Below are 13,569 nucleotides of genomic sequence, written 5' to 3'. Positions count from 1 at the left end.
CCCGGCCCGGGTCCCCTAGCGTCGCCGCCATGTCACATCTGTCCGACGCTGCCGAGGCCATGGCCGCAGTCGTCCGCGCCATCACCGACGACCAGCTCGCCGACAAGACTCCGTGCACCGAGTACGACGTGCGGGCACTGGTCAACCACCTCCTGTTCTGGGGGCCGTCGCTCGCCGGCGGCGGCCGCAAGGAGTCCGTTCCGCAGCCGGCGTCCGCCGAGTCCGAGGTGGACCTGGCGGCCGGCGACTGGCGCGGCCGCCTGCTCGACCTGCTGGACGACATCACCTCGTCGTGGGCGCCGCCGAGCGCCTGGGAGGGCGAGACGAGCATGGGCACGCCGCATACGCTGCCCGCGCCCGTCCTTGGCGACATGATCGTCGGCGAGCTGGCCCTGCACGCCTGGGACCTGTCGGTCGCGACGGGGCAGCGGCTGGAACTGCCCGCCGACCTGCTGGCGCACCTGCACGACACGGTGTCCGCCGGCGTGGAGCAGGGGCGGGAGATGGGCATGTACGGACCGCAGGTAGCGGTGCCGGCAGACGCACCCGCCTTCGACCGCATCCTCGGCCTGACCGGCCGTGATCCCGCCTGGACGTAGCGCCTGACCGGTGATGTCGGTCCCACCTGCTGCGAACTGTCGAAGCGTGGAGCGGCGGCACCGCGTCCATGCCGCCGCTACTCCTCCCCGTCCGTCGGCCCCCGCACCGTCAACAACGCCGCGCATGCCGAGAAGCTCCGGCCACGCAGGTCAGGTGGATCCGCTGGAGACGAAGCCACAAGGTCGTCGACAGCCCATGTCGGCTCGTCGTCGGCGGTTCCGAAACGGATCAGCACGCGGCGGCATCGTGCGGCACGGAGATCGGGCTCGATGCGGACAGATCAGCACAGGACGACACTGAGAGTGCCGCAGTGCTACGACAGCTTCGGACTTTTAATCCGTAGGTTGTGGGTTCGAGTCCCACGCGACCCGCCACCCCCGACCAGGGGGAACGCGGTTTCTGCCGACCGTTGGTGATCATGTCTGGGGCCGGGCTGAGGCCGCCCTGGGGCCGCCATGCACGCAGGCCAAGCCGAACATCCCCCTATCCGCCCAATCCTGGCGGAGGGCAAGGCCGAGTTCCCGCGCCGAGCTGCTCGCGCGCCGCAGCCACTCGGCCACCGTAAGCGGACTCCCGGCCGGGCCACGCAACCGCACCAACGCCTCTAGCGCGGACTTACGGGTCTGGAAACCGCCACGGCGGACACGGCGCCGACGACCATCCGTCCCGGTCCCCAGTTCCAGTCGCAGGTACCAGCCGCCGTGGCTGCGCTCGGCCGCCAACCGCGGGCACCTGCTGCCCAACGCGCGGCCGCCGCTTTCGCTCTTCTCATGAGGTCAGGGTTGGCGGCCTGTCGATGCCTTGACCATCACGGACGGCGACAGACTGGCCTACCCAACACGACAGCACAGCCGCGAGCCAAGGAGGCACGAGCTCCCCCGGCAGCGGCGGCGACCTTCTGGGCGCAGGCGGTCACCGGCCCGGACGGCATGACGCCGGCGACAACGAACTCCCCGACGTGCACGTCATGCTGGCGGACGGCGTCCCGGATGTGCCCGAGCATCCGCAAGCACGGCGCCGTGGTGCCCGTCGTGGGCGCCGCCCGCCCAGTAGCCGTGACCGGCGACGTGTTCCCGGCAGGGGCAGGTATCCCCGAACCGCGCCGGGTGGACTTCGGCGTCGACGACGCGAACCGGACGATCGCGCGGTTACTGGTCGTGGAACTGGACGATGTCCAGGTGCTTCCCCACCGCAGGCAAAATCCCTGGCGATGACCCCGCTGTCGCTCGCGCGCGGGTTCGTGATCATCGAAGGCATCACCATGCAGTACCTGGCCGACCGCGGACACCGTCGCGCCCATCGCGAGGCCTTCGCACAGCTCATCGACGGGCTGCTGACCAGCGCGGGCGCCTGAACGCCATCGCCACATCCGCCGGCCGGTGTTCACATGGCGTGGCGGATGTGGCGACTTCGTCGTGAGCGGGCGAGTCCGTTCGCTCAGTGCTTACAGGACGGCGGTGAGCAGGCTTACGGCGGACTCCTGGCGGGCGATGTCGGCCTGGTCGAACGGGCCCGTCCAGCGCAGGCCGTACTGGTCGGCGTTGTTCCGGTCGTAGGTGAAGGCGGAGCGGGCCTGGGTCGTCAGGTAGTTCCGGTACGGGTGGCCGGGGAGCACGCGGTCGAGTTCGGCGAGGTTCCGCGCGAAGATGCCCTTGAACGCCGCCTGGTCGGAGTTGCACGTGGCGGCGGCCTCGCAGGGTTCGGTGAGGATTCCGCGCGGTGACAGGCCCGGGTCGGTGGTCACGGCGTCGGCGATCCGCCGGGCGGTGGCGAGCAGGGACGGGTCGCCGGTGGCGCGGTGCAGCTCCGTCAGGCCGCCCAGGATCACGCCCTGGTTGTACGTCCAGGTGGTGCCGCCGTTGTTGCCGCAGTCTCCGCTCTGCGTCGCCAGGCCGTCGTTGACAAGGTGGGATCCGTTGATCATCCCGCTGCGGGCGAACCAGCGCCAGGCCTGGCGCGCGTGGGCGAGGTACTCGGTGTCGCCCGGGATCCGGTTGTGCAGGGAGGCGGCCAGTTTGAGGTAGAGCTCGTTGCTGATGGCGTTCTTGTAGGTCTTCCCGGGCAGGTCCCACCAGATGCCGCCGCCGCAGGTGTCGTCCCAGTACCGGCGCATGTACGCCTCGTCGGTCTCGGCGATCTTCAGGTACCTGGTGTCGCGGGTGAGGTCGTACATGCGGACCATCGCCAGCGCCCACCAGCCGGTGTCGTCGGTGGAGTCCGCGCGGAACTCGCCGCCGCCCTGCGGCCACCAGGGCAGCGGCTTGCGCTGGAGCTCGATGGTGTTCTTCACCTGGGGCAGGTAGTGGGTCGAGCGGGTCCGCGCCATGTAGTCGAGGAGCGCTTGGAGCGCGTTGCCCGACTGCCACCAGGGGCTCTCGGGCTGCCAGCGTCCGCTCGCCTGGTCGTAGAACCCCATCATCGCGTCGACGGCCGATGTGGCACGGGCCCGCGCGGTCCTGTCCTCGCCCGCGTCCGCGCTTGCGGCGGACGTGCCCACGGCGAGCGCCAGCACGGCGCCCGTCACGAGGGAGACCAGGCCCTTTCCCGTACGTCGCTTCAGTCCGGTCATCGCGCACCCTCCATGGCAACGAGGCGTCCCAGCCCATGGCCTCCGCCCGGGCGGGCAGTGCGCTGAATTGTGCCCCGGGCGGAACGAGACGTGCAAGAGTCGGCAGGATCGTTCACATATGTGAGCGCTCTTGCTTGAAATTGACGGAGGCGTCGGTTGGTTCGCCGCGACGGCGGGGGAGGTGGGGAGCGCACGTCGGCTCGTCCGCCCACGAGAGCCGACGCGCAGGAGCGTGATGGAGAATGTCTGGTGGTGATCGGTCTTGCGCGAGTACGGTCGACGCATGCTCCGGGACCGACGCCATGAGCTGATCCTCCGCGTCCTGCGCTCCGAAGGGCCGGTGACGGTGGAGACGCTGGCCGAGCGCTTGGCGGCGAGCCTCGCCACCATACGCCGCGATCTGCAAAAGCTCGACGAGGAGGGCCTGCTCAAACGAGTGCACGGCGGTGCGATGCCGGTCGAGGGCCATGACGACCCCTTCACGGACGTCGCCGAGGTCCGGCCCGCCGAGAAGGACGCCGTCGCGCTGCGCTGCGCCGAGCTGATCCAGGACGGCGAGACCGTGCTGCTCGACATCGGCACGACCGCGCACATGGTGGCGCGGAACCTACGGGGCCGGGCGCTGACGGTCGTCACCAGCAGCCTCCCGGTGGTCGAGACGCTGGCCGACGACCAGCACGTCCAACTCGTCGTTCTCGGCGGCATGCTGCGCCGTGACTACCGGTCGCTCGTGGGCTACCTGACGGAGGACAACCTGCGGCAGATCCACGCGGACCGGCTCGTCCTCGGCACCAGCGGGATACGGCCGACCGGAACCGTCATGGACACGACGGTGGTCGAGGTGCCGGTCAAACGAGCCATGATCGCGGCCAGCGGGCAGGTGGTCCTCGTCGCCGACGTCGGCAAGTTCCCGGGCACCGGCATGGCGAAGGTCTGCGATGCCACCGACCTGGACGTGGTCATCACGAACGCTCCGGTCGATCCGGACACGGGGGCGGCCCTCGCGGATGCCGGAGTGCAGGTGCTGGAGGTGTGAAGTGCTCGGCGTCCGCTGAACCGCTGCGGCTGTTCAGACGTCGCTTTCTGGGAGTGCGCTGCCGAAAACTCCATCCATGCTGGTCAGGCAGGGTTGCCGACGAGCAACCCACAAAATCGCTAACGGCCTATGTCGGCTCGTTGTCGGCTCGGCGGTTCCGAACCGGATCGGCACGCGGCGGCACCGTGCAGCACGAATATCGGGCTCGATGGGGACAGATCGACACAGGCCGACACTGAGCATGCCGCTCCGATACGGCAGTTTCGGACTTTTAATCCGTAGGTTGCGGGTTCGAGTCCCACGCGACCCACTACCTGTGACCAGGGCAAACACAAGAATGTGGGGACAGCTCGGCGATCTCCTGCGCGGCGAGAGGGCCCGGCGCTGTAGCTGTGTGACAGGCGTTTGCGAGGGTGAAATCGAGATCCGGTCGGTGGTGCTCGAGTCCGCCGACGCCGTGCTGAGTCCGGAACGCGAGGACCACCTGTGGACGCGGATCGCGCACCGATTAGGTTTCCGCGCCGCGCCCGTCTGTACGTGTGAGATCGACTCGCAGGAGGCTGACACGATGCGGAAACTGACCTACGGCATGAACCTGAGCCTGGACGGCTACATCGCCGCGCCCGGCGACGACATCGGCTGGAGCGCGCCGAGCGACGAGCTGTTCCAGTGGTGGTCCGACCGGGTGGCAGCGACCGGCCTGGCCCTGTACGGGCGCAGACTGTGGGAGACGATGAGCCCCCACTGGCCGACCGCCGACCAGCAGCCCGGCGCCACACCGGCGCATATCGAGTACGCCCGCCGCTGGCGGGACATGCCGAAGGTGGTGTTCTCCTCCACGATCGACAAGGTCGACTGGAACACCCGCCTGGTCACCGGCGACGCGGTCACCGAGATCACCCGGCTCAAGGCCGAGGACGGCCGCCCGATGGACATCAGCGGCGCCACACTCGCCGCGGCGGCCATGCGGGCCGGGCTGATCGACGAATACGCGATCGTCACCCACCCGGTCCTGGTCGGCGGCGGCACGCCGTTCTTCACCGCGCTGGACAACTGGGTGAACCTGAACCTGGTCGAGACGCGGACATTTCCCGGCGGCGTGGTGCTGACCCGATACGAGACGAGGCGATGAGCACGGGCCAAATGCCCGGCTCGTAAGGCCGGGTCGAAGTCCTTCCCGGCGTGCTCACCGTGGCCCTCGGCTATGAGGGAACCCTTCCCCGGGCCCTTCCTTGCGTTCCGAGGTGAGCTGTTGACCGACTCGCTGAAGATGAGGACGACGGCGTCCTTGATAGTGACGGCGTTCTTCGGGCGTGAAGATGCCCCGCCGGCAACGCCGGCGGGGCGGTGGTGTTCGCCCTGCCGCGTTGCTGTTCAGCTGGTCGGGGTGCTCATTCCGCGGTGACTTCGGTGACGCCGGCCCATGCGCTGGACTCGTCGACGACGGGGACTCGTCTGATCACAGCGTCGCGGGCAGGCTCAGCCATGGTTTGTCGGTGGCGTCGAATCCGGTGAGCTCGGCGATCTTCCCGTCGACGATGTGCAGGACCGCGATGTTCAGCAAACGGTGTTCCGTGTCGTCGGGGGCGCGGAGGTACAGCACGGCGGCAGGCATGCGGTTGACCGTCGTGGCGATGCACCGCCAGTCGTCGTGGCCGCGCTGGAAGAGCCCACCGGAGACCCAGCCGTCCACCGCGTCCCTGGCCGTGACGGTCAAGGTGTCCGGCTCGGGCAGCATCGCGAAGCGCAGGTCGTCGCGCAGCAGGGCCGTCAGCCCGTCGAGGTCGTTGCGCTCGTGGGCGTCGATGTACGACTTCACCACGCCGCGCTCGTCATTCGACAGCTCGTGCGTCGCGGGGCTCCGCCAGTCGAGGCGGCGGTCGGGCAGCTGCTCGCGCATCGTCACGCGCGCCCGCTGCAGTGCGCTGGTCACCGATGCGACGGTCAGTTCGAGGGCGCCCGCGGCCTTCGACGCCGGCCAGCCGAGGACGTCGCGCAGGATGAACACCGCCCGCTGCCGCGGCGGCAGGTGCTGGACGGCCACGATGAAGGCCAGCTCGATCGTCTCCCGCGCCACCACCGCTTCCTGCGGGTCCTCCGGGAGCATCCGGTCCGGGTAGGGCTGCAGGTAGAGCACTTCCGAGCCCGCGTCCGGCAGCTCGGCAGGCACGGGTGTGCGGTCGTTGCGCTTCTCCAGGAAGTCGAGGCAGGTGTTCGTCGCGATCCGGTACAGCCAGGTCCGCAGTGCAGCGTGGCCCCTGAACGACTCCCGCTTGTTCCACGCCCGCAGGAACGTCTCCTGCGTCATGTCCTGGGCGTCCTCGTAGTTCGCGAGCATCCGGTAGCAGTGCACCTGCAGCTCACGCCGGTAGCGCTCCGTGATGAGCGCGAACTGTGCCGTGTCATTCGATCGGGCCGCCGCGATGAACGCGGCCTTGTCGGCGCCCAGCAGTCTGGCGTCGGTCATGGTCGTCAATCCTTCCGCGAGTGGCGAGGGGCTACCAGAACTGACGACGTGGCGAAGGATTACTGATCGGTGAAGCAGCTGGCACCGGGCCGTTCGGGGCGAAGTCGCGACCGCCACCGCAGCCCGGGAACTGAAAGAGGAGACCGGCCTGGTCGTCGATCCCTCCGATCTGAAGGCTGCGGGCATCATCCATGGCGGGTGGGGAGTGGCCCCAGCGGCTACGGCGACCCCGGCATCGGGGCTCGGTGGCCGCGGAAGGCCGCCTCCAGCGCGATGCGCCAGTAGCGGTCGGCCTGGGTGCGGGGGCCGAGGGAGCCGAGAAGTTCGAGGCTGGCCAGGCCGTGCACCAGGGCGTTGAGGTGCGCGGCCACGTCGTGGGGGTCGGCCGGGGCGAACCAGCCCGAGTCGATGCATCGTGCGACCGCGCGGACCAGTGTGTCGAACGTGCCCTGGATCTGGGCCAGGGCCGCTTCGTCCGGCCGGAAGTCGGCGATGGGGCGGCCGAACATCAACTCGTACAGGTGCGGGTTGGCCAGGGCGGCGGTCCGGTAGGCCTGTCCGAGGGCCATCAGGTCGGTCTCAGGGTCGCCGTCGGTCGGTACTGCGGCGAACGTGTCGGCAAGCCGGGCGAACCCTTGCAAGAACATCGCGCGCAGCAAGCCGGCCTTGTCGCCGTAGAGGTTGTAGACGGCCGTGGTGGAGGTACGGACCTCTCGAGCCAGGCGCCTGGTGCTCAGCGCCTGCGGGCCTTCCTGGGCGAGTAGTCGTCCGGCGGCGTCCAGGAGGTCCTGGCGCAGTTCGTCGTAGTCGCGGGCACGTGGGCGGGCCATTTGACAATCGTATCGCAACAGTGTTCCATAACAGTGTTCTTAAATTGTCCCCCGGGAGGCCGCTGTGCCCGCTGCAACTGATCTGCATGTCGTCCTCGGCGCTGGAGGGGCCGTCGGCGGCTCTGTGGTTCGCGAGCTCGTCTCCCGGGGGCATCGCGTCCGCGCGGTCAACCGCAGCGGCCGGGTGCCGGCGCTGCATGGCATCGAGGTCCATCAAGGCGACATCACCACTGTCGTGGGCGCCAAGGCCGCCTGCGCCGGGGCCGAGGTCGTCTACCACTGCGCCGCCCCTGCGTACGTCCGATGGGTGGAAGACTTCCCCCACATGACCGACGCGGTGCGCCAGGGCGCGGCCGCCGCCGGCGCCAAGCTGGTTTTCGCCGACAACCTGTACATGTACGGCCCCGTCGACGGGGCCCTGACCGAGGACCTGCCCTACGCCGCCCGCAACCCCAAAGGGCGGACACGCGCCGCGATGGCCGAGGCGCTGCTGGCCGCCCACCGCTCCGGCGAACTGCGCGTCGCCCTCGGCAGAGCCTCCGACTACTACGGCCCCGGCGGCGTCAACACCGTCGTCGGCCCGACGGTGTTCGCGGCGGCGCTCGGCCGGAAGACCGCCCGCTGGGTCGGGTCGCTCGACGAGCCTCACACACTCAGCTACCTGCCCGACATAGCCCGGGGCCTCGTGACGCTCGGCAGCGACGCGCGGGCGGACGGCCAGGCCTGGCACCTGCCGACGGCGCCGGCCGTGACGGGCAGGGAATTCCTCGACCTGGTGCTCGCCGGGCTTGGCCGGCCCGGCAAGACCGCGGCGCTCGGACGCCCGATGCAACGCCTGATCGGCCTGTTCGACCCGACCGTCCGAGCCCTCGGCGAGACTTGGTACCAGCGCGACCGGCCGTTCGTGAGCGACACCTCGAAGTTCACCGCCACCTTCGGTCCTTTCGCTACGACACCGCACACCGACGCCATCACCGCCACCCTCGACTGGTTCCGCGCCAACCCGACCCCGTGACCGGCCAGTCGGTCAGTGCCCGCGGCCCACCCTCGCACGACGAACTTCGAGGGGGACGAGAAGCCGGGCACCGCTCTTCACCCGCTAGGAGACCGACTCGATGTAGCCGTCGGGCCGGACCACCATGGACGGCAGCCCCTCGGAGAGCACGGAGACGGGCCGGACGGCATCGTCTATCGCGGCCAGAACCGGAGCCGGGGCGAACGTCCCGGCCAGCGGGTGACTGTCGGGCGGCACGGGAAGCCTGGTAGCGGTCCCCGAAACCATCTCTGCGAGGTGGCGCTTGGCCTCGGGCAGCTCGATCAGCTCGGCAACGACCGCCCGCAGTGCCTCACTGTGCGGGTCGGTGCGCAGAAGTGCGCTCTGGGCGAGGGTATTGCGGACGACACGCTCGGCGGCAGGACGCCGCTCACGCTCGTAGCCGTCGAGCAGGCCGGCATCGGCGCCACCGACGACGGAGGCGAGCCTCCAGCCGAGATTGGCCGCGTCCTGTAGCCCGACGTTGAGCCCCTGACCCCCCATCGGGGAGTGCAGGTGCGCGGCGTCCCCCGCCAGCAGCACCCGGCCGCGCCGGTACTCCCGCGCCAGGCGGGCATGATCGGTGACACGGACTCCTCCGTCGAACCTGCCGACCGTGACCTCGGCACCGCTGACCCGGCGGACCGCGGCCGTGAACTCCGCCCGGCTCACCGGACCGCGCCCGGCCGCCCCGAGCCGGTCGAATTCGGCGACCACGATCTCGCCCGGCGGCGGGTTCACGAACATCAGACCGCCCCGGGTCCGGTGCACGCCGGGCTCCACGAGCCCCGTCGGCTCGAGCGAGGCATGCGCCATGAGCACGAACATCGCCGGATCGGTCTCGTCGAACGCGAACCCATCGCGAACGACCCCGCGCCCACCATCGCAACCGACCACCCACAGCGCCTGCTCACCGGTCCCGTCCGCGAAAGCGACATCGACATGGTCCCCGCGGTCGCTGACTCCGGTGACCTCGAGGCCATGGCGCAGCTCCGCTCCGCGCCCGCGCGCCCGCTCGGCCAGCACCTCGACCAACCGGTCCTGCCACACTTGGAGCTGCCCCGGCACATCGGACAGCGTCCCGTCCCGGTCGATCAGCGGGAGCATCGCGAAATGGCCCTTCATCCGGCTCGTCCCCCAGCTCTCGACAAGCTCCGCGATCTCGGGCGGTGCCGCGTCCCCCGGCGCCCCGGTGAAGTCCGCGATGCCCGGCCCGTCCTCGGCCGCCGCCCGCGCCCGCACCGCACCGAGCAGACCCCGCAGCCCCAGCAGTTGCAGCGTGCGGGCCTGCAAGCCCCGGTCACCGCCGTCCTCATGCCCGGCCGCGGCGGACGCCCTCCGCTCGAACACCACGACCGACACACCGCCGCGCCGCAGTTCCGCCGCCAGGAACATCCCCACCGGCCCGCCGCCCACAACCGCCACGTCCCACATGCACGTCCTCCTCCGAACGATCCCAATGTGGACGCCAGTGTCCTCAGGAGCTCGGTATTCATGCGACAGTCACCGAAAGATCCGGCGCTTTGACGCAGAAACGGAGAGCCATGTGACGGATTCGCTCACGGTCGACGACCTGGACCTGAAACTCGTCCAGGCGCTGCAACTCGACGGCCGCGCGGCGTTCAGTACGATCGCGCACGCGCTGGGTGTTTCCTCGCACACCATCGCGCGCCGGTACCGGCGCCTGCACTCCTCCGCCGGCCTGCGGATCCTGGGCCGGCTCGGCACCCCGCCGGTCGAACGACCGCGCTGGATGGTCCGGCTCCGCTGCGCCCCGGACGCCGCGCTGACCATCGCGACCGCACTCGCCCGCCGTCCCGACACCTCGTTCATCGCGCTGGTGTCCGGCGGCACCGAACTGATCTGCGTCACCGAGTCGGCCGACGACGAGGCCGCCGAGTCGCTGCTGCTCCGGAAACTGCCCCGTACTCCCGCGATCGTCTCCATCACCGCCCACCGCCTCCTGCGCACCTTCTACGGCGGGCCGGACGGCTGGTTCACCAAGATCAACGCTCTGACGGGCGCCCAGGCCGCGGCTTTGCGGCCACCCGTCCCGTCCGCCGGGCGACCGGCCGAGCCTGACGACCTGGACAAGGCCCTGCTGGCAGAACTACGCAAGGACGGCCGAGCAAGCCACGTCACCTTGCAGGCGGCCACACGCTTGTCCGAACCCAGCGTCCGGCGCCGCCTGAACCGACTCCGCACCACCGGCACGCTGTACTTCGACGTCCAACTCGATCCCGGCCTGCTCGGCTACCGCTCGATCGCGCTGCTCTGGCTGACTACCTCCCCACCGGCCCTCGAACCGGTCGGCAAGGCGCTGGCCCGGCACCCCGAAGCCGCCTTCGTCGCCGCCACCACAGGCTCCAGCAACCTGGTCGCCGCGGTCGTCTGTCCCAACGCCGACGCCCTCTACACCTACCTGACCGACCGCATCGCAGCCCTGGACGGCATCCAGCAGGTAGAGACGGCCCCCGTAATCCATCAGGTGAAACAACTAGAGATCCAGTAGCGCCCGGGCCTCCCCCTGAGGCCCGGCGGCGGCACCCCGAGTCTTCGGTCGTCCAAATTAGAGTATTCCGACCGTTTTTATATGGTATGTTTCCTCGCGTCACGAGTTCCAGCGCCAAGCCCCGGCTTGCTGGGCGGCAACCCTCCGACCGCGGTGGGGTGCTCCGGGTGAGGACACGGTCGTCTGCCGGACATGCGACGACAAGCGCGGATCCATAAGGGCCGCGTTCCCCGAGGTTTCGGGGAACGGTGACGTGCGCTCGCCGCACACCCATCGCTGTGCCGGCTCGGACATGGAGGAGCAAGACGTGGAAAGGCGATCGGCGTTCGCCGTCATCAGCGCGGTGGCGCTGCTGGCCGCCGCGGCGTGCGGGGTGGACACCGCCGACACCGGCGGCTCGGGCAAGGGCGGCGGGAAGGAACTGACGGTCACGGTGTTCTCGGGGCCGTGGGAGGACCTGTTCAAGAAGTCCTTCGTCGAGCCGTTCGAGCGAGACACGGGCGTCAAGGTGAACCTCGTCCCGGGCGCCAACGCCGAGTGGCTGACCCAGCTGCGCGCCTCGGGCGGCAAGAACCCGCCGTTCGACCTGGTCGTGCTGACCCCCGACGCGGCCCGGCCGGCCGTGGCGGGAAAGTTGGTCCAGCCGCTGGAGACCGGGAAGGTGGGCAACTGGAGCGACCTCGACCCGGTGGAGATCGAGAAGAACACGGTGTCCGGGAAGAGCTACGGCGTCCCGTTGACGATCGGCTCGACCGGCCTGCTCTACCGCACCGACAAGGTCGAGCAGGCACCGGTCGACTGGCAGGACATCTTCGACAAGAACCTCTGCGGGCACGTGGCGCTTCCGCCGCTGACCTACAACCCCGGACTGGAGTTCTTCAGCGCGCTGGTGACCGGCCAGGGTGGAAAGCTGTCGGATCCCGCGGCCGTCGACAAGGCGTTCAAGCAACTGGAGCAGCTGAAGGGCTGCGTGTCGTCCTATCCGGCGAACGCGACGGCCGTGCAGAGCGCCATCCAGAACGGTGAGGCGTGGGTGGTGCCGTACTGGGACGGGCGGGCCTTCGCGATGGCCCAGGCCGGCAGCAAGGTCGGCTTCACCTACCCGAGGTCCGGCGCGGTCGGCGCGCTCAGCAGCTACTTTCTGACCGCGGACAGCAAGAAGACGGATCTGGCCTACAGGTTCCTCGGGTACGTCACGAACGCGACCAACCAGAAGACCTTCGCCGAGGGCAACTGGTACGCGGGTTCCAACAGCAAGATCGACTACAGCCCCGCCTTCAAGTCGAAGATCAAGTACGGCACGGACGTCTACCGGAAGTTCAACTGGGTGGACTACGACGTCGCCACGCCGAAGCTGAACGAATGGCAGCAGCGGTGGAACGAGATCTTCCGCTGACCGGCGCGCCCGCGGGCGGCGTCCCGGCCGCCACCGGGTCCGCCGAGCGCGGGCACGTCGAGATCGAGGGCCTGGCCGCCGGCTACGACGGCCACCGCGTCCTGGACCTGGGCCGGCTGTCGGTGAGGCGCGGCGAGTTCCTGTCGATCCTCGGGCCGAGCGGCTGCGGCAAGACCACGCTCCTGAACGCCATCGCCGGGTTCGTGGCGCCCGAGAGCGGTCGCATCCTCGTCGACGGCGCCGACATCACCGGCCTGCCACCTCACCGGCGAGGACTCGGCATGGTCTTCCAGAACTACGCGCTGTTCCCGCACCTGTCCGTCGCGAGCAACGTCGCCTACGGGCTGCGGGTGCACCGGGTGCCCAAGAGGGAGCGCGCGGAGCGGGTCGCCGAGGCGCTGCGCCTGGTCGGTCTCGAGGAGTTCGCCGACCGGCGCCCACGGGCGCTGTCCGGCGGCCAGCAGCAGCGGGTGGCCATCGCCCGCGCCCTGGCCACCCGCCCGGCGGTGCTGCTCCTGGATGAGCCGTTGTCGAACCTCGACGCCAAGCTGCGCCGGGAGATGCGCGTGGAGCTCCGCAAGATCCAGCGGAGTGTCGGCACGACCATGGTCTTCGTCACCCACGACCAGGAGGAGGCGCTGTCGCTGTCGGACCGCATCGCGGTGCTGAACGGCGGCAGGCTGGAGCAGCTCGACACGCCCGACGAGGTCTACCGGCGCCCCGCGAGCCGTTTCGTGGCGCAGTTCATCGGTGCCGCCAACGTGCTGGAGGGGACGGTCCGCGAGGACCTTGCCCTGGACGTCGGCGGTCTCGCGGTGCCGGTCGGCCTCCCGGATCCGGTCCCCGGGCGCAAGGCCGTCGTGGCCATCCGGCCCGAACGGATCCGCCTGGCGCCCGCCGCCGGGACGGGCGCGGCGACCGGGGTGACCGGGACCGTCGCCTACCGCTCGTTCACGGGCGGCGCCTGGCAGGTCGAGGTGCGGACGGCGGGCGGTCTCGTGCTCACCGTGCACGTCGCCGACAGCGGCGCCGGCAGCGCCGACCCGCCGGGCACCGGGACCGCCGTCACCGCGAGCTGGGACCCCGCCGACCTGATCGTCCTGGATTCTGGGACGGGGCGGTAGCG

The 13,569-nt window shown here is 70.0% G+C and carries 13 protein-coding genes and 1 riboswitch; of the genes, 9 read left to right on the top strand and 4 right to left on the bottom strand.

Going from position 1 to position 13,569, the window contains the following annotated elements:
- Window positions 1–29: 29 nt before the first annotated feature.
- The 3 genes from BJ999_RS05245 to BJ999_RS05235 all read left to right on the top strand — a co-directional run bounded on the left by BJ999_RS05245 (window position 30) and on the right by BJ999_RS05235 (window position 1,954).
- Window positions 30–599, top strand: a complete 570-nt coding sequence (locus BJ999_RS05245; RefSeq protein ID WP_179832234.1) for a TIGR03086 family metal-binding protein — start codon at window positions 30–32, stop codon at window positions 597–599.
- Between the two features lie 990 nt (window positions 600–1,589).
- Window positions 1,590–1,814, top strand: a complete 225-nt coding sequence (locus tag BJ999_RS05240; RefSeq protein ID WP_179832233.1) for a hypothetical protein — start codon at window positions 1,590–1,592, stop codon at window positions 1,812–1,814.
- The gene (locus BJ999_RS05235; protein ID WP_179832232.1) at window positions 1,811–1,954 is read left to right on the top strand and encodes a hypothetical protein; all 144 of its coding nucleotides are present in this window, start codon (window positions 1,811–1,813) and stop codon (window positions 1,952–1,954) included. The genes BJ999_RS05240 and BJ999_RS05235 overlap by 4 nt, the downstream gene beginning before the upstream one ends.
- A 90-nt stretch (window positions 1,955–2,044) precedes the next feature.
- Here the strand turns inward: BJ999_RS05235 and BJ999_RS05230 are convergent, their stop codons facing one another.
- The gene (locus BJ999_RS05230; RefSeq protein ID WP_179832231.1) at window positions 2,045–3,169 is read right to left on the bottom strand and encodes a glycoside hydrolase family 76 protein; all 1,125 of its coding nucleotides are present in this window, start codon (window positions 3,167–3,169) and stop codon (window positions 2,045–2,047) included.
- Window positions 3,170–3,452: 283 nt separating this feature from the next.
- Here BJ999_RS05230 and BJ999_RS05225 point away from each other — a divergent pair, with 283 nt between their 5' ends.
- Window positions 3,453–4,205 carry a DeoR/GlpR family DNA-binding transcription regulator gene (locus BJ999_RS05225; protein ID WP_179832230.1) on the top strand — a complete coding sequence of 251 codons (753 nt, stop codon included), beginning with the start codon at window positions 3,453–3,455 and terminating at the stop codon, window positions 4,203–4,205.
- Window positions 4,206–4,773: 568 nt separating this feature from the next.
- Window positions 4,774–5,337 carry a dihydrofolate reductase family protein gene (locus tag BJ999_RS05220; RefSeq protein WP_179832229.1) on the top strand — a complete coding sequence of 188 codons (564 nt, stop codon included), beginning with the start codon at window positions 4,774–4,776 and terminating at the stop codon, window positions 5,335–5,337.
- 327 nt (window positions 5,338–5,664) lie between these two features.
- Here the strand turns inward: BJ999_RS05220 and BJ999_RS05215 are convergent, their stop codons facing one another.
- Window positions 5,665–6,672 carry an RNA polymerase subunit sigma-70 gene (locus tag BJ999_RS05215; protein ID WP_179832228.1) on the bottom strand — a complete coding sequence of 336 codons (1,008 nt, stop codon included), beginning with the start codon at window positions 6,670–6,672 and terminating at the stop codon, window positions 5,665–5,667.
- A 218-nt stretch (window positions 6,673–6,890) separates the two neighbouring features.
- Window positions 6,891–7,502 (bottom strand): TetR/AcrR family transcriptional regulator, encoded by a 612-nt coding sequence (locus BJ999_RS05210; protein ID WP_179832227.1) that lies wholly within the window; start codon window positions 7,500–7,502, stop codon window positions 6,891–6,893.
- A 64-nt stretch (window positions 7,503–7,566) separates the two neighbouring features.
- On the opposite strand from BJ999_RS05210, the gene BJ999_RS05205 reads away from it, so the two are divergent.
- Window positions 7,567–8,517, top strand: a complete 951-nt coding sequence (locus BJ999_RS05205; RefSeq protein ID WP_179832226.1) for an NAD-dependent epimerase/dehydratase family protein — start codon at window positions 7,567–7,569, stop codon at window positions 8,515–8,517.
- Between the two features lie 84 nt (window positions 8,518–8,601).
- Here BJ999_RS05205 and BJ999_RS05200 read toward each other — a convergent pair whose 3' ends face one another.
- Complete coding sequence (locus BJ999_RS05200; protein WP_179832225.1) at window positions 8,602–9,969, bottom strand: FAD-dependent oxidoreductase; 1,368 nt, start codon at window positions 9,967–9,969, stop codon at window positions 8,602–8,604.
- A 112-nt stretch (window positions 9,970–10,081) separates the two neighbouring features.
- Here BJ999_RS05200 and BJ999_RS05195 point away from each other — a divergent pair, with 112 nt between their 5' ends.
- From BJ999_RS05195 to BJ999_RS05185, 3 genes are all read left to right on the top strand, one after another.
- Complete coding sequence (locus tag BJ999_RS05195; RefSeq protein ID WP_218934945.1) at window positions 10,082–11,047, top strand: Lrp/AsnC family transcriptional regulator; 966 nt, start codon at window positions 10,082–10,084, stop codon at window positions 11,045–11,047.
- A gap of 97 nt (window positions 11,048–11,144) precedes the next feature.
- Window positions 11,145–11,260: riboswitch (SAM riboswitch) on the top strand.
- Window positions 11,261–11,354: 94 nt separating this feature from the next.
- Window positions 11,355–12,443, top strand: coding sequence for an ABC transporter substrate-binding protein (locus BJ999_RS05190; RefSeq protein WP_229810229.1), 1,089 nt, complete (start codon window positions 11,355–11,357; stop codon window positions 12,441–12,443).
- Window positions 12,410–13,567 carry an ABC transporter ATP-binding protein gene (locus tag BJ999_RS05185; RefSeq protein ID WP_179832222.1) on the top strand — a complete coding sequence of 386 codons (1,158 nt, stop codon included), beginning with the start codon at window positions 12,410–12,412 and terminating at the stop codon, window positions 13,565–13,567. Before BJ999_RS05190 ends, BJ999_RS05185 begins: the two co-directional genes overlap by 34 nt.
- Window positions 13,568–13,569: the final 2 nt, after the last annotated feature.

Origin of the sequence: Actinomadura citrea (assembly GCF_013409045.1) — a bacterium.
Lineage (GTDB): Bacteria > Actinomycetota > Actinomycetes > Streptosporangiales > Streptosporangiaceae > Spirillospora > Spirillospora citrea.
Note: the sequence above shows the minus strand (reverse complement) of the source record. Positions and strands in the feature narration are given on the sequence as shown.